We start from the raw sequence: 15,102 nt of genomic DNA, 5'->3' as shown, positions 1-15,102 counted from the left end.
TTGAGCAGACAGCGACGGATTATTCATGCCCAAGGATCCATTTCCTCATCTGCCGGAAGACGGCCGGGGCGGCAGCATCTGGCTGACGCTGCGCAATTACCTGCTGGCCGGCATCGCCGTGGCGACGCCGCTGACGATCACGGCGTGGCTGGTGATCACGGTGATTTCGCTGTTCGACCGGATTTTCAAGCCGCTGGTGCCTTCGGTCTATAACCCGGAAACCTATCTCCCCTTTGCGATTCCGGGCCTTGGACTGGTTTTCGCGCTGATCTTCCTGACCATGCTGGGCGCCATCGCGGCCAATATTCTGGGCCGGACCGCGATTGGCTGGGGCGAGCGGATTCTGGGGCGGCTGCCGCTGATCCGGAACATCTATGGCGCGGTCAAACAGATCATCGACACCATCATCAGCCAGCGCGAGCGGTCGTTTCAGGACGTGGCGCTGATCGAGTATCCCAAGGAGGGAAGCTGGGCGCTTTGTTTCGTGACCGCGACCGCCAAGGGCGAAGTCGCCGAGAAGCTGGGCGATGACTATGTCGGCGTGTTCATCCCGACCACGCCGAACCCGACCTCCGGCTATCTGCTCTATGAGAAACGCTCCAACCTGAAAATCCTGGACATGTCGGTTGAGGAGGGCGCCAAGCTGATCATCTCGGCCGGGCTGGTGACGCCGGAAGACCTTGCGGAAGCGGAACAGGAAGCGGCTCACCCGGACCGCAACAGGCGCACGCCGTCATCCCTGCCGAAGAGGTAGAGCAGGACGCGCAGCGCCTCGCCGCGCTTTCCTTTCAGTTCCGGATCGGTTTCCACGACATAGCGGGCGTCGTCCGCGGCCATGCGCATCAGATTGCCGTGAGCTTCAAGCGTAACGAGTTTGAAATCGGGCAGGCCGCTCTGACGGACGCCGAGAAGGTCGCCCGAACCGCGCAGTTTCCAGTCCTCCTCCGCAATCTCAAAGCCGTCCTCGGTTCGCCGCAGGGCGTCCAGGCGAGCCTTGGCGGTCTCGCCCAGCGGGTGCTGGTACAGGAGGACGCAGCTGGATTTCTTGTCGCTGCGGCCGACCCGTCCGCGCAATTGGTGCAGCTGGGCGAGGCCAAAACGCTCGGCGTGTTCGATGATCATTACCGTCGCGTCCGGGGAATCGACGCCCACCTCGATCACCGTGGTGGCGACCAGAATATCCGTCTCGCCATTGCGGAAGGCGAGGGCGGCCTGTTCCTTCTCCGCCGCTTTCATCTGGCCGTGGACCAGGCCGATGCGCAGCCCTGTGACAGTTTCCAGATGCGCCTTGCGGTCCGTCGCGGCGGACAGGTCGCTGCGGTCCGATTCCTCGACCAGCGGGCAGACCCAGTAGACGCGTTCGCCGCGCTTCACCGCCGCGGTGACGCGCTCGACGATCTCGGGCAGGCGCTCCATCGGCACGGCGCTGGTGGTGACGGGGGTGCGGCCGGGCGGCTTCTCATCCAGCCGGGACACGTCCAGATCGCCATAGATGGAAAGCGCCAGAGTGCGGGGGATGGGCGTGGCCGTCATGACGAGCGTATCGGGCCGCATGCCCTTGGCGCCCAGCTTCATGCGGTCGGAGACGCCGAAACGGTGCTGCTCATCGACGACGGCGAGGCCAAGATCGGCGAAGTCGACGCCTTCCTGAAACAGGGCGTGGGTGCCGCAGACGACATCAATCTCGCCGCCGGCCATGCGCTCAAGAATTTCGCCGCGCGCCTTGCCCTTGTCGCGGCCCGTGAGCGCGGCGACGGTGAGGCCGGCAGGCTCCAGAAAGGCTTTCAGGCTGGCGGCGTGCTGACGTGCGAGGATTTCGGTCGGCGCCATGACGGCGGTCTGCATGCCGGCCTCGGCGGCCCGCGCCGCGGCCAGCGCCGCGACGAAGGTCTTGCCGGAGCCGACATCGCCATGAAGCAGGCGGGTCATGCGCTGCGGCAGGGCGAGGTCGGCGAAGACTTCTTTGGTGGCGCGTTCCTGCGCGCCTGTTGGCTTGAACGGGGCGGCTTTCAGGACGGCCGAGACAATCTTGCCGTCGCCGGATATGGCGCGGCCGGGCAAGGCCTTGCGCCGGGCGCGGGTGAGGCTGAGCGCAAGCTGGTGGGCGAGAATCTCGTCATAGGCCAGACGCATGCGGCCGGGCGTCGTGGGTTTCAGGTCTTCCACGGCGTGCGGGGCGTGCATCGCCGTGACGGCCTCCAGCCAGCCGGGCCAGCCTTCGCGGTCCCGCATCGGCTGATCCAGCCATTCGGGCAGGTCCGGCGCGCGCTCCACCGACAGGGCGATAGCGGCGCGGAGCATCTTGCCCGACAGGTCGGCGGTCAGGGGATAGACCGGCTCGATTTCCGGAATCTGGTCCGCTTCGCCGGGGGCCACGATATGATCCGGGTGAAGCATCTGGATTTCTGAGCCGAAACGCTCGACCTTGCCGGAGACGATGCGGGTCGCCCCCTCCGGCGCGATGCGGCGCAGCCAGTCCGGCTTGGCGTGAAACCAGGCCAGCGTCAGGAAAGCGGAATCGTCGGAGGCGCGCACCCGATACGGGCGGCGCGGCCCTTCGCGGCCCAGATGCTGATCGATATGCACTTCCAGCGTGGCGATCTCCCCGTCCGGGGCATCGGCCACGGCGTTCTGCTTGCGGCGGTCGATCAGGCTGGCGGGGGCATGAAACAGAAGGTCGCGCACCAGCCTTCCCCCGCAAGCGCGCTCGATCAGACGGGCCGTCTTCGCGCCGACTTTGGGCAGGGTCTCGGCGTCGGCAAACAGGGGGAAAAGAATCTCGGGCCGCATGATCTGAAAGATGCGCCGGGAGGGGTGGTTTTGTCATCCTCTGGCGGATGCGCCGAAAGCTCCGCAGGTCCTGTGACCTCGGAGATGTTGGGTAAGGTAAGGGAGGCGGCGCGCGTTTCGGACGCTGGCCGTATTTATTATTTGATTGCTTTGCGAACCGAAGCTGCGCGCCGCTGACGTTTGAACCTGCCTGAAGTTGGCCTTGCGACCGTTTTTCCTTCGCAGTCCCTTCCGACAGGCCGGAGCGATCATCGGGCAAGGTCTCCTCCCGCGACACCTCCGGCGCCGTTCCCCGCCCCATGCGACCCGAGCTCATGGTCCCTCGCGGCGGCGAACAGGAGGGAGTATGGCTTAAGCGGGGACCCGGTCTGATATTTCCGTGTTTGTCCCTGCTTTCCGGCCCTTCGAGACGCCGTGCCTGAAGGCGCGGCTCCTCAGGGGGAGGGTGATAGAATGGGTAGGGAAAACAAGAATCTCACACCCCCAAACCTTAGCCTGAGGAGCCCGGCAGGGCGTCTCGAAGGCGGGGTCCAAAAGGCGCGAATTTCCTCCGCAAACCCGGCGCGATTTCCCCACGTCTGACCAAAAGCGCAGATATCGCGCTGACAGGGGGCGGCAAGACGCCTATATCCCCGCGCCATGAGCGACGAGACCGAAAAACGCCACAAGCGCATTCTCTACCGGGCGATCCATCGCGGGTTCAAGGAGGCCGATATCCTGATCGGCGGCTTTGCCAGGGACCGCATCGATACGCTGAACGAAGCGGAGCTAGATGCGTTCGAGTCGCTGCTCGACCAGAACGACCACGACATTTATGGCTGGGTTCTGGGCAATCGTCCAGTTCCGGCCGAACACGATACGGCGCTGATGAGAAAGCTGAACGCTTATGCGCTTGAGGCCCGGCCCGTCCGCACATGAATGAAGCGAATCTCCGCAAGGCTGCGGCGGCGTCTGGCCGCCTGACGATTGGCGGCGCGCCGGAAGGCGTGGACGCGCAGGTTTTCTGTGAGCTGGCGCGACGGCGCGGCGGGCTTTCGGTTTTTGTTGCGCGCGACGATTCCCGCGCGGCGGCGTTCGATTCCGCCTGCGCTTTCTTTGCGCCTGATATTCCGGTGCTGCGCCTGCCCGCCTGGGACTGCCTTCCCTATGACCGGGTTTCGCCATCACCCCATATCGCGGCCGAGCGCGCCGCGACCCTGTCCCGGCTGGCGCGCCGCAAGGACGGCGACGGGGCGCTGATCGTTGTGTCGACCGTGAACGCGATGGCCCAGCGCGTGCCGCCGCGCGAAGTGATGCGCGAGGCCAGCTTCGCGGCGAAACCGGGCGGCATGATCGACCTGACGGAGCTGACGGGGTTCCTGGAATCCAACGGCTATGCCCGCGCCGGCACGGTGGTCGAGGCCGGCGATTTTGCCGTGCGCGGCGGCGTGATCGACCTGTTCCCGCCGGGGGCGGACGATCCGGTGCGGATCGATCTGTTCGGCGATCAGGTGGAATCCCTGCGCGCCTTTGACGCCCAGACCCAGCGCACGATCCGCCAGTTGAAGAAATTTGAGCTGTTCCCCGCCAGCGAAGTGCTGCTGAGCGAGGATACGGTCTCCCGGTTCCGGCGGTCCTATCTGAAGACGTTCGGACGCGGGTCCGGCGACCCGGTCTATGAAGCGGTCAGCGCATCGGCCCGCCACCAGGGCATGGAGCACTGGCTGCCGCTGTTCTATGAGACGCTGGAAACGCCGTTCACCTATGCGGGCGGCGCGGCGCTGATCGGGCTGGATTTTCAGGCCGAGGATGCGCGCGAGGACCGCGATGCGCTGATCCAGGACTATTTCGAAGCGCGGCAGGAAGGGCCGCCGGCCAATGCGCCGGAAGGTCTGCGCGCGTCCACTTACCGGGCGCTGGAGCCCGAGACGCTATACTTAAGTGAACGGGACTGGAAATCCGCGCTGGATCAAGGGGATGTGCGCGCTTTCTCACCCTTTGCAGATCCTGACGAAAAGGGCTCGATCAGCGCCGGCGGGAAACAGGGGCGGACCTTCGCGGCCGAGCGCGCCCAGGACGGCGTGAACGTGTTCGACGCCGTGCGCGAACATATCGACGGGCTGAAGAAATCCGGCCGGCGCATCGTGATCGCCAGCTGGACCGAAGGCGCGTCGGAACGTCTGGCGGACGTGTTGGCCCAGCATGGAGTGAAGGGCATTGATCTGGCCCCGGACGCCACGGCCCTGACCGGAGGCAAGGGGACGGTCTGGCGGGCCATCCTTCCGCTGGAACACGGTTTCGAGACCGGAGAGCTGGCGGTTCTGGCCGAACAGGACGTTCTGGGCGACCGGCTGTCCCGCCGTCAGAAAAAACGCCGCGCCAAGGATTTCATCGCCGAGGCGTCATCGCTGTCGCCCGGCGATCTGGTTGTCCATGTCGATCACGGTATTGCGCGCTATGTCGGACTGAAAACGCTGGACGTGCAGGACGCGCCGCATGACTGTCTGGAGCTGGAATATTCCGGTCAGGACAAGCTGTTCCTGCCTGTCGAGAATATCGAGCTGTTGTCGCGCTATGGCTCCGACGCCGGGGACGCGGCGCTGGACAAGCTGGGCGGGGCGAGCTGGCAGGCGCGGAAGGCCAAGGCCAAGCAGCGCCTGCGCGACATGGCGGACGAACTGATCAAGATCGCCGCCAAGCGCGCCCTGCGGAAGGCGGACGCCATCAATCCGTCCGAGGGCAGCTATGACGAATTCACGGCGCGCTTCCCCTATGCGGAGACGGACGATCAACTGTCCGCCATCGAGGACGTGTTCGAGGATCTGGGCGCCGGGCGCCCGATGGACCGGCTGATCTGCGGCGATGTGGGCTTCGGCAAGACGGAAGTGGCGTTGCGCGCGGCCTTCGTGGTGGCGATGACCGGGCGGCAGGTGGCGGTGATTGCGCCGACGACCCTGCTGGCGCGGCAGCATTACCAGAATTTCGCCGAGCGCTTCCGCGGCTGGCCGGTGAAGGTGCGTCAGTTGTCCCGGCTGGTGACCTCCAGAGAAGCGGCGGAGACGCGTCAGGAGATCAAGAGCGGAGCGTGCGACATCGTCATCGGCACGCATGCGCTGCTGTCCAAGCATGTTTCGTTCAATGATCTGGGTCTGCTGGTGGTGGACGAGGAGCAACGCTTCGGCGTGCGTCACAAGGAGCGGCTGAAAGAGCTGCGCGGCGACACCCATGTCCTGACCCTGTCCGCGACGCCCATTCCGCGGACGCTGCAGCAATCGCTGACTGGCATACGGGAGCTGAGCATCATCGCCACGCCGCCGGTCGACCGTCTGGCCGTGCGGACCTTTGTCGCCCCGTTCGACCCGGTGGCGATCCGCGAAGCGTTGCTGCGAGAGAAATATCGCGGCGGGCAGAGCTTCTTCGTGGTGCCGCGCATTCAGGACCTGGAGGAAATTCAGGCCTTTTTCCGCGACAGCGTGCCGGAAGTGAACGTGGTGACGGCGCACGGCCAGATGAGCGCGAGCGAACTGGAAGAGAAGATGACGGCCTTTTATGAGGGCCGGTACGACGTGCTTCTGTCCACAACGATTGTGGAAAGCGGGCTGGATATTCCCACCGCCAACACGCTGATCATCCACCGCGCCGACCGGTTCGGTCTGGCGCAGCTTTATCAGCTTCGCGGCCGGGTGGGCCGGGCCAAGCAACGCGCCTACGCCTATATGACGACGCCGGCCAATCAGGGACTGACGGCGGGGGCGGAAAAGCGGCTGAAAGTGCTGCAGTCGCTGGATTCGCTGGGCGCGGGTTTCACCCTAGCCAGTCACGATCTGGATTTGCGCGGCGGCGGCAATCTGCTGGGCGAGGAGCAGTCGGGGCATATCCGCGATGTCGGGGTGGAGCTGTACCAGCAAATGCTGGAAGAGGCGGTCGCCAGCCTGAAAGACGAGGACGCGCCGCGCGATTCCGAGTGGTCGCCGCAAATCAATCTGGGCGCGGCGGTGCTGATCCCGGAGGATTACGTGCCGGATCTGGATGTGCGCCTGCAGCTCTATCGCCGCCTGTCCCGGATTGAGGACGATGACGACCGCGAAGCGTTCGCCGCCGAGATGATCGACCGGTTCGGGCCGCTGCCGGACGAGGTGCAGTCGCTGATGCGGGTGATGACGCTGAAGAGCCGCTGCAAGCGTCTGGGCGTGGAGAAGATCGACGCCGGGCCGAAAGGCGGCGTGCTGACGTTCCGCGAGGGCGAGGCGCCGGACCCGCAGATCATGATCGCGGCGGTCGAGCGGCACCCGACATGGAAGATTCGGCCGGACATGAAGCTGGTGGTGCGCGGCGACTGGGAGACCGAGGAAGAACGCCTGAAGGGCGCGGACTTCGTTACGCGAGCCCTGTCGGAACAGATTCACCGGGCCGCGGCGTAACCGAGGCTATGCCGAGACCGCCAATCGCGCGGTTGAGGAGCTGGATGCCCGTTTCGCCGGGCTGACGCTCGGCCACCGCGCAGCGCATACGCAGGCGCACCGTGTCGCCCCGCGAATCCTCGGCAAAGGCGCTGCAGTCCGAGACCATGGAGATGCGCTTGGCGGCCTCTTCCGCTTCGCCTTCGACCGCGCCGGGCATGGCGATCAGGAAAACGCCGCTGTCCAGCCGCGCGGCGAAATCTTCGGGGCGGACCAGATAGCGAAGCATAGAGCCAAATTCGTTCCGCGCGCGGGCCAGTTGATCCGGCGCGGGGCGGGCGTGTTCCAGGGCGGAACTGTTGGCGCGGACGGCGATGAAGGAGAGGGGACGGTCTTCCCGTCCCGCGGCCTCGCCCATCGCCTTGAGGTGGGCGGCGCACATATCGCGGTTGAAAAGGCCCGTGCCGGCGTCCAGCACGCGGCCTTCCCGGATACATTCAAACGCGTTGCGGACGGCGAGGCCCTCCGCGCGCTCCCGCGCCAGCGTCACGATGCGGTCCGCCGATTCGGTCTCGGGCGCCTGCACAGACAGCAGGTCGCTGGCCCCGCGCGCAAAGATTTCATCGGCGGCGTCGAAGCGGGACGGGTCGTGAAGGATCAGGGCGGGTACGTGAAACAGGCGGGAATTCCGCCGCAGGGCGCTGCAGATGGTGAAGGCCGGCTCGTTATTCTTGAGGGCGTTGAGCACGATGGCGTGGAAATTCCGGTCGTGCAGGTAATCGAACGCGGTGAAGGAGGTGAAGGCGGCGACGACATTGACGCGCGCAGCCCCCAGCGCATTGCGCAGGCCCATGAAGGCGGGGTCGGCCTCGCCCACGAACAGGACATTCAGCGCGCCTTGTCCCGAGGCGTCGATATCCGGGGTCTGTATGCCGAGCGTGGAAAGCGTTTGCTGACGCAGGGCGGCTTCCTGCTTCATCACGCCATGGCGCAGGGCGTTCTGGACGCGGGAGACGGCCTGCGCCGGGTGAACCGGATGGCGCAGAACCGCGTCGAAGGCGGTTTCCGGCGCCGGCGGCGCGTCAGCGGGCCACAGGACTATGACGGGAATCGCGGCGCGGCGGCGGACCGCGGCGGACAGGCGCGTGGCGTCGTCGGCCGTGATGTCCTGACCGTCGATGATGAGGGCGGCCGGGTGCAGATCCTCGCACGCCGCAACAGCGGCGGCCGCGGAGCCGGCGGTCACGGTTGGCAGGCCGGTTTCCTCCAGACGGCTGGCGATCGGCAGCAGCCGCTTTTGATCGGCACCGGCCAGAAGAATGCGCGCAAGCTTCGACATGCCGTTCAGAAATCCCCCGTAATGGCTACATTAAACGCCCGATTTCCCTTTTAGAAAAGGGCTTGCAGCCATTCATGCGCCATTCAGCGGGGCTCCGTTAGGGTCATCATCGAAGTTGAGGCGGGTGTCATCTGTCCCTCGCTACCCGCCAAGACTTCGTCGCTTGACGGCGAAAACGGCGCCGGCCCGAAGTTAACCCTTGGGCCGGCGTCTCGCATTTTACGCAAAGCTCGGGCAATGTCGGCTGCGAAATGGCCGATCTGATTCAAGATGATCCCGTACTGAGCTGGATTGCGACGCTGTGGCGGGTGGCCCGCCGCACGTGGCGGCGATTCAATGGCCGCGACGTGATGCTGTTCGCCGGCGGTGTTTCCTTCTTCGGATTGCTGGCCGTGTTTCCCGGAATCGCCGTGGCGGTGTCGCTATACGGCCTGTTTGCCTCGCCCGACGAGGCGGCGACGGCCGTGGAGCGGCTGGCCATCGTTCTGCCGCCGCAGGCCGAACAGCTATTCCTTGACCAGCTTCATTCCCTGGCGGAAGCCCCGCGGCGGGTTCTCTCCGTGCAGGGCGCGGTGGCGTTCGGCATTGCCGGATACGGCGCCATGCGCGGGGTGAAGGCCCTGCTGGCCGGGCTAAACCGTGTCTGCACGGCGGAAGACGTGCGGGGCATACTATCCTTCAACCTGCTGGCAGCGGGCCTGACCGTCGCGGCGATCTTCGCAGCCTTCATGGCCAGCGTGCTGATCGTGATCCTGCCGGTCATCCTGGGGGCGCTGCCGGTCGATCTGGAGCTGGTGCGCGGCATTCTGGGCGATGTGAAGCTGTGGGCGACCGGGGGCATGGGACTGTCGCTGGCCATGCTGTACCGCTTTGCGATGGGGGAAGGGCGGGTGCGCTGGCGCGCCTCGGTCATCGGGGCCGGCACGGCGACGCTTATCTGGGCGCTGGCGGCGCGGGGCTTTACTTATTACGTGGCGGATCTGGCCGATTTCCGGGCGACCTACGGCTCCATCGGCGCGGTCGTGGTGTTCCTGATGTGGATTTATGTCGCGGCCTACGCGGTTTTCTTCGGCGCGGCGCTGGCGACCGAGGCCGAAATCGAGATCAATGAACGCGAAGCGCGGCTGCAGGCGCAGGCAGAACGGGCTGCGGCGGACTAGAAACAATGCGCGTGACGGCTGGAATTGCGCCGCGCGGATGCGTTACAAGCACCGCAACGAGACGGATTGAGACTTCAACTCCAAGAGGCGATTGATGAAAAAGGTTTATCCCGACGCCGCCGCGGCGCTGGATGGCGTGCTGTTCGACGGCATGACCATCATGGCCGGCGGTTTCGGCCTGTGCGGCATTCCCGAAAACCTGATCACGGCCCTGCGCGATTCCGGCGTGAAGGACCTGACCTTCATTTCCAATAATGCAGGCGTGGACGATTTCGGGCTGGGCCTGCTGCTGCAGACGCGCCAGATCAAGAAGATGATCTCCTCCTATGTCGGGGAGAACAAGACCTTCGAGAAACAGTATCTGAGCGGCGAGCTGGAGCTGGAATTCAATCCGCAGGGCACGCTGGCCGAACGCTGCCGCGCCGGCGGCGCGGGCATTCCGGGCTTCTATACCAAGACCGGCGTCGGAACGATGATCGCCGAGGGCAAGGAGCACAAGGAATTCAACGGGGAAACCTATATCCTCGAGACCGGGCTGGTGGCCGATCTTTCGGTCGTGAAGGCCTGGAAGGCGGATACGGAAGGCAATCTGGTCTACCGGAAGACCGCGCGGAACTTCAATCCGATGATGGCGACGGCCGGCAAGGTGACGGTCGCCGAGGTCGAGGAGATCGTCGAGCCGGGCGAGCTGGATCCCGACCTGATCCACACGCCGGGCATTTTCGTGCAGCGCGTCATCAAGGGCGAGCACGAGAAACGCATCGAACAACGCACCACGCGTCAGAAGGAGTCTTGATCATGGCCTGGACACGCGAAGACATGGCCAAGCGGGCCGCGCAGGAGCTGGAAGACGGCTTCTATGTGAATCTCGGCATCGGCATTCCGACGCTGGTCGCGAACTATATTCCGGACGGCATGGAAGTGACCCTGCAGTCCGAGAACGGCATGCTGGGCATGGGGCCGTTTCCCTATGAGGACGAGGTCGATGCCGACCTGATCAATGCCGGCAAACAGACCATCACCGAGCTGGACAAGACGAGCTATTTCTCGTCCTCCGACTCCTTCGGGATGATCCGGGGCGGGCACATCAATCTGTCCATCCTGGGCGCGATGGAAGTGGCCGGGAACGGCGATATCGCCAACTGGATGATTCCGGGCAAGATGGTGAAAGGCATGGGCGGCGCCATGGACCTGGTCGCCGGAGTGCAGAAGGTCGTGGTGATCATGGACCACACGTCCAAGTCCGGCGATCCGAAGCTGCTGAAAGAATGCACGCTGCCGCTGACCGGCACGGGCGTTGTCGACCGCATCATCACCACGCTGGGCGTGTTCGACGTCACCGACAAGGGCCTGGTCCTGGTCGAGCTGGCGCCGGACGTGACGCCGGAAGAGGTCGAGGCGAACACCGAGGCCGAATACAGCGTCGCCGACCAGCTGAAACGGCACGCCGCGTAAGATTATTGCGGCTGCACATCCATCTGCGTGAAATACGCGCGCATTCGTTCCAGAATATGTTAGATTCAGGGAATGGATGAGCTCGACAAGAAGATTCTTGCTGAATTGCAGGACGACGCCTCCCGCTCGGTCGCAGATATCGCCGAGCGGGTAGGCATGTCCGCCACCCCTTGCTGGCGGCGGATCAAGAAGCTGGAAAAAGAAGGCGTGATCGAGAAACGCGTGGCGCTGCTGAACCGCGCCAAGGTCGGGGCCGGGGTGACCGTATTCGTCACCATTCGCGCCGCGCGCCACACCGATGACTGGCTGAACAATTTCGCCAAGGCCGTGGACGCGATTCCCGAAGTGATCGAGTTTCACCGCCTGTCCGGCGATCTGGATTACCTGCTGAAGGTCGTGGTGCCGGATATCACCGGCTATGACCGCGTCTATAAACAGCTGATCAGCGCCGTGGACCTGTCCGATGTCAGCGCCAGCTTTGTCATGGAAGAAATCAAATCCACCACGGCGGTGCCGCTGGATTACGCCGACTCTGAATAATCGGCGCTAGCAGTCCGGCACGTTGACGGCGAGGCCGCCTTCGGACGTTTCCTTGTATTTTTCCATCATGTCGCGGCCCGTATCCCACATCGTCTTGATGACCTGATCGAGCGAGACGCGGTGCGTGCCGTCGCCGTGAAGCGCCAGGCGCGCGGCGTCAATGGCCTTGATGGCGCCCATGGCGTTGCGCTCTATACACGGTATCTGAACGAGCCCTTTCACCGGGTCGCAGGTGAGGCCGAGATTGTGCTCCATGGCGATTTCCGCGGCGTTTTCGATCTGTTCGTTCGATCCGCCCAGAACAGCCGCCAGGCCAGCCGCAGCCATGGAACACGCCGTCCCCACTTCGCCCTGGCACCCGGCTTCGGCGCCGGAGATCGAGGCGTTCTTCTTGTAAAGCGCGCCGATGGCGGACGCGGTCAGCAGAAAGGTCTCTATCGAGGCTTTGTCGCCCGGATCGCGGTAGTAGCGCACAAAGAACTTGATGACGGCCGGGATGATGCCCGCCGCCCCGTTTGTCGGCGCGGTGACGACGCGCCCGCCGGCAGCGTTTTCCTCGTTCACCGCCATCGCCCAGACATTGACCCAGTCCATCGCGGCGAGCGGGTCGGCGTTGGAAGGCGGGGCGTTTTCCAGCTTGCGGTGGATCTCCGGCGCGCGGCGTTTGACCTTCAGGCCGCCCGGCAGGATTCCGTCATCGCGCACGCCCCGGTCGATACACTCCGACATCGCGTTCCAGATCGCGGCGAGCCCGCTTTCCAGCTCTTCCTCTGAATGGATCGCGCGTTCATTGGCGCGGGCGATGGCCGCGATGGTCAGGTTCTCGCGTTGTCCGATCTCCAGAAGGTCTTCGCCGGTTTCGAACGGGTAGGGGACGGGCAGTTCGTTCGGCGCGTCCGCCTGGCCGGCTTCCACCTCTTCATCGGTGACGATGAAGCCGCCGCCGACGGAATAGTAGATTTCCGCATCGATCTCGGCGTTATGCTCGTTGAACGCGGCAAACCGCATGGCGTTGGAGTGATAATCCATGCGCTGTCCGCGGCGGGATAGAATGTCGTCGTCTTCGTTGAAATCGACCTGCCGTTCGCCGGCCAGATTGAGGCGGCGATTATTGCGGATCGTTTCCAGCCGCGCGGGCAGGGTTTCCGGATCGAAGGCGTCGGCCTTTTGTCCCTCCAGCCCGACCAACAGGGCGGGCGTGGTGCCGTGGCCGGTCCCGGTATAGGCGAGAGAGCCGAACAGCTCGACCTGGACGCGATGGGTCTTTTCCAGAATCCCGTGGGATATCAGGCGCTGGCCGTAAGCCTGCGCGGCGGCCATCGGCCCGACCGTATGGGACGAGGAGGGGCCAATTCCGATCTTGAAAAGGTCAAAGACGCTGACGTGCATAGGCGCAGCTTAGATAGCAAACGGGCGCGCCCTGCAAGACGCGCCCGCTCACGGTTTCACCAATCAGCTTAAAGGCTTACCAGCCGCATTGCTGACCTTCATTCTGCTCGTCGAGCCATCCCTCGAGCGGCTGGAAATATTCCACCATGGCCGAGGCGTCCATCTGGCGCGTGCCGGTGAAAAGCTCCAGCGTGTCGGGCCAGGGCTGGGAGGCGCCTTCTTCCAGCATGGCGTTGAAGGCCTGCCCGACCTCTTCCGATCCGTAGACCGAGCAGCGATGCAGCGGCCCGTCCCAGCCGGCTTTCTCACACGCGGCCTTGTGGAACTGGAACTGCAGGATGCGGGCGAGGAAATAGCGCAGATAAGGCGTGTTCGCCGGGATGTGGTATTTCGCGCCCGGGTCGAACGCTTCGGCCGGCCGGTCGCCCGGCGGAACGATGCCCTGATACTGCTCCCGCAAATCCCACCAGGCGTCATTATATTGCTCCGGCTTGATTTCTCCGGCGAAGACATCCCAGCGCCACTGATCGATCAGATAGCCGAACGGCAGGAAGGCGATCTTGTCCATCGCCTGATTGAGGAGAAGGCCGATATCGGCTTCCGCGGGGGGAATTTCCGACTCTTCGATCAGGCCGATATCGACGAGATATTGCGGCGTGATCGACAGGGCCACCATGTCGCCAATGGCTTCGTGGAAGCCGTCATGCGCGCCGGTGCGGTAGATGGGGTCCTGCGCCTTGTAGGCGCGCTGATAAAAATTGTGGCCCAGTTCATGGTGCACGGTCTGGAAGTCCGTGGCGTTGATCTTGATGCACATCTTGATGCGGATGTCGTCCTGATCGTCCAGGTCCCAGGCGGAAGCGTGGCAGACGACCTCGCGGTCCTCCGGCTTGGTGAACAGCGACCGTTCCCAGAAGGTCTCCGGCAGCGGCTCGAAGCCCAGGGATGTGAAGAAAGCCTCGCCCGTTTCCACCATCTTGATGGCGTCGTAGTCGTTGGCTTTCAGGCGCTCGGTCAGGTCATAGCTGATGTCCGCTTCGCCTTCCGGGGCGACGATGTCGTAGATCGGACCCCATTCCTGCGCCCACATATTGCCCAGCAGGTCGGCGCGGATCGGGCCGGTGAGGGACTGTACGTCGTCGCCATATTCGGCGTTCAGCTCCGACCGTACATAGCAGTGGAGCTTTTCATAGAACGGGGCGACCTGGCCGTAGAGGCGCTCCACCTCGGCGCGCATCTCTTCGGGCTCCATGTCGTAATTGGAGAGCCACATCTCGCCGACATTGTCGAAGCCCAGCTCGACCGCGCCCTCATTGGCGATTTCGACCATGCGGGCATACTGGTCCTTCATCGGGTAGGAAATTTCCCGCCACTTGGTCCAGATTTCCTGCAGTTTGGCCGGGTCGCGAACCTCGCCCATCATGGCTTCAAGGTCGTTGCCCGGCACCATTTCGCCGTCCAGCTCGATCTTGCCCTCGCCGTAGCGGGCCTCCATGCCGGTCGTGATCTGAGCCAGCTCCTCGGCGGCGCCGTCGGTGGACGGGGCGGGGAGGGTGAGGCCGGTGCGCAACGCGTCCATCTTGCGGCGCGTGTCGGCGGGCAGGTCCATGCCTTCGAATTGTTTGGTGCCGTTGGCCAGCTCGACACCCATCTTGGTCAGCTCCGCGCCGACTTTGGCGGCCAGCCAGTTGGAATCGTAATTGATGAAATTGCTCTGGATCCAGAAAATCCGGCTGGCGTATTCGCTCTGCTCTTCCATCCGCGCCTCGGCGTCGGCGATGAAGGCTTGCGCGTCCTCGGCGGTCGGCGTTTCCGCGGCGCTATCGGCGTCCTGCGCGTAGGCGGCGGTTCCAAGGGCCGCCAGGGAAGCGGCTGTCAGCAATAGGCGTTTCATGTGGGGTCTCCTCCAACAGGGTGTTCAGTCTCCGCGCTTCAGGCGCGTGTTTATTGAGCGCGATTGAGGCGAGCCGGGCGGCCGCCGTCAAGCGCGCAGTTACGGCGCTGCGCCGGACCGTGGCCGGTTGCGCCAGAGATGGGGGCAGGACAATCG

At 64.4% G+C, this 15,102-nt stretch carries 11 protein-coding genes; 7 read left to right on the top strand and 4 right to left on the bottom strand.

The genetic code is table 11. The annotated features are described in order from the left end of the window. Positions 1-25: 25 nt before the first annotated feature. Positions 26-754, top strand: a complete 729-nt coding sequence (locus L338_RS08735; RefSeq protein WP_022697997.1) for a DUF502 domain-containing protein — start codon at positions 26-28, stop codon at positions 752-754. Here the strand turns inward: L338_RS08735 and recG are convergent. Beyond that, on the bottom strand, positions 706-2,790 hold the full coding sequence (gene recG / locus L338_RS08730) for an ATP-dependent DNA helicase RecG (RefSeq protein ID WP_022697996.1): 2,085 nt from the start codon (positions 2,788-2,790) through the stop codon (positions 706-708). The genes L338_RS08735 and recG overlap by 49 nt on opposite strands. 639 nt (positions 2,791-3,429) lie before the next feature. Between recG and L338_RS08725 the strand changes: the two genes are divergently transcribed. After that, positions 3,430-3,708, top strand: a complete 279-nt coding sequence (locus L338_RS08725) for a succinate dehydrogenase assembly factor 2 (RefSeq protein WP_022697995.1) — start codon at positions 3,430-3,432, stop codon at positions 3,706-3,708. Beyond that, a complete protein-coding gene (gene mfd, locus L338_RS08720) occupies positions 3,705-7,190 on the top strand; it encodes a transcription-repair coupling factor (protein ID WP_022697994.1) in 3,486 nt (1,161 codons plus the stop codon). Before L338_RS08725 ends, mfd begins: the two co-directional genes overlap by 4 nt. On the opposite strand, the gene L338_RS08715 is transcribed toward mfd, so the two are convergent. Next, positions 7,147-8,508 (bottom strand): PleD family two-component system response regulator, encoded by a 1,362-nt coding sequence (locus L338_RS08715; RefSeq protein ID WP_022697993.1) that lies wholly within the window; start codon positions 8,506-8,508, stop codon positions 7,147-7,149. The two genes, mfd and L338_RS08715, sit on opposite strands and share 44 nt — an antisense overlap. Before the next feature lie 251 nt (positions 8,509-8,759). Here L338_RS08715 and L338_RS08710 point away from each other — a divergent pair, with 251 nt between their 5' ends. The 4 genes from L338_RS08710 (at position 8,760) to L338_RS08695 (ending at position 11,663) form a co-directional block, all read left to right on the top strand. After that, positions 8,760-9,668, top strand: a complete 909-nt coding sequence (locus L338_RS08710; RefSeq protein WP_022697992.1) for a YihY/virulence factor BrkB family protein — start codon at positions 8,760-8,762, stop codon at positions 9,666-9,668. A gap of 94 nt (positions 9,669-9,762) precedes the next feature. Next, the gene (locus L338_RS08705; RefSeq protein WP_022697991.1) at positions 9,763-10,464 is read left to right on the top strand and encodes a CoA transferase subunit A; all 702 of its coding nucleotides are present in this window, start codon (positions 9,763-9,765) and stop codon (positions 10,462-10,464) included. Positions 10,465-10,466: 2 nt separating this feature from the next. Continuing rightward, the gene (locus L338_RS08700) at positions 10,467-11,123 is read left to right on the top strand and encodes a CoA transferase subunit B (protein ID WP_022697990.1); all 657 of its coding nucleotides are present in this window, start codon (positions 10,467-10,469) and stop codon (positions 11,121-11,123) included. A gap of 72 nt (positions 11,124-11,195) precedes the next feature. After that, positions 11,196-11,663, top strand: a complete 468-nt coding sequence (locus L338_RS08695; RefSeq protein WP_022697989.1) for an Lrp/AsnC family transcriptional regulator — start codon at positions 11,196-11,198, stop codon at positions 11,661-11,663. 6 nt (positions 11,664-11,669) lie between these two features. On the opposite strand, the gene L338_RS08690 is transcribed toward L338_RS08695, so the two are convergent. Both L338_RS08690 and L338_RS08685 read right to left on the bottom strand, forming a co-directional pair. Further along, positions 11,670-13,052, bottom strand: a complete 1,383-nt coding sequence (locus L338_RS08690; RefSeq protein ID WP_022697988.1) for an L-serine ammonia-lyase — start codon at positions 13,050-13,052, stop codon at positions 11,670-11,672. Positions 13,053-13,128: 76 nt separating this feature from the next. Next, positions 13,129-14,946: a M2 family metallopeptidase gene (locus tag L338_RS08685; protein WP_022697987.1), complete on the bottom strand. Its 1,818-nt coding sequence runs from the start codon at positions 14,944-14,946 to the stop codon at positions 13,129-13,131. Between the last annotated feature and the right edge of the window lie 156 nt (positions 14,947-15,102).

The organism is Euryhalocaulis caribicus, assembly GCF_000412185.1.
In the GTDB taxonomy this organism is placed as follows: domain Bacteria; phylum Pseudomonadota; class Alphaproteobacteria; order Caulobacterales; family Maricaulaceae; genus Euryhalocaulis; species Euryhalocaulis caribicus.
The sequence above is the reverse complement of the archived record's forward strand: the minus strand, read 5'-3'. Positions and strand labels throughout refer to the sequence as shown.

Coding starts and splice junctions, on each gene's coding strand:
- L338_RS08690 (WP_022697988.1), bottom strand. CDS start 13,052: ATGCACGTCAGCGTCTTTGACCTTTTCAAGATCGGAATTGGCCCCTCC.
- mfd (WP_022697994.1), top strand. CDS start 3,705: ATGAATGAAGCGAATCTCCGCAAGGCTGCGGCGGCGTCTGGCCGCCTG.
- L338_RS08700 (WP_022697990.1), top strand. CDS start 10,467: ATGGCCTGGACACGCGAAGACATGGCCAAGCGGGCCGCGCAGGAGCTG.
- recG (WP_022697996.1), bottom strand. CDS start 2,790: ATGCGGCCCGAGATTCTTTTCCCCCTGTTTGCCGACGCCGAGACCCTG.
- L338_RS08705 (WP_022697991.1), top strand. CDS start 9,763: ATGAAAAAGGTTTATCCCGACGCCGCCGCGGCGCTGGATGGCGTGCTG.
- L338_RS08735 (WP_022697997.1), top strand. CDS start 26: ATGCCCAAGGATCCATTTCCTCATCTGCCGGAAGACGGCCGGGGCGGC.
- L338_RS08685 (WP_022697987.1), bottom strand. CDS start 14,946: ATGAAACGCCTATTGCTGACAGCCGCTTCCCTGGCGGCCCTTGGAACC.
- L338_RS08710 (WP_022697992.1), top strand. CDS start 8,760: ATGGCCGATCTGATTCAAGATGATCCCGTACTGAGCTGGATTGCGACG.
- L338_RS08725 (WP_022697995.1), top strand. CDS start 3,430: ATGAGCGACGAGACCGAAAAACGCCACAAGCGCATTCTCTACCGGGCG.
- L338_RS08695 (WP_022697989.1), top strand. CDS start 11,196: ATGGATGAGCTCGACAAGAAGATTCTTGCTGAATTGCAGGACGACGCC.
- L338_RS08715 (WP_022697993.1), bottom strand. CDS start 8,508: ATGTCGAAGCTTGCGCGCATTCTTCTGGCCGGTGCCGATCAAAAGCGG.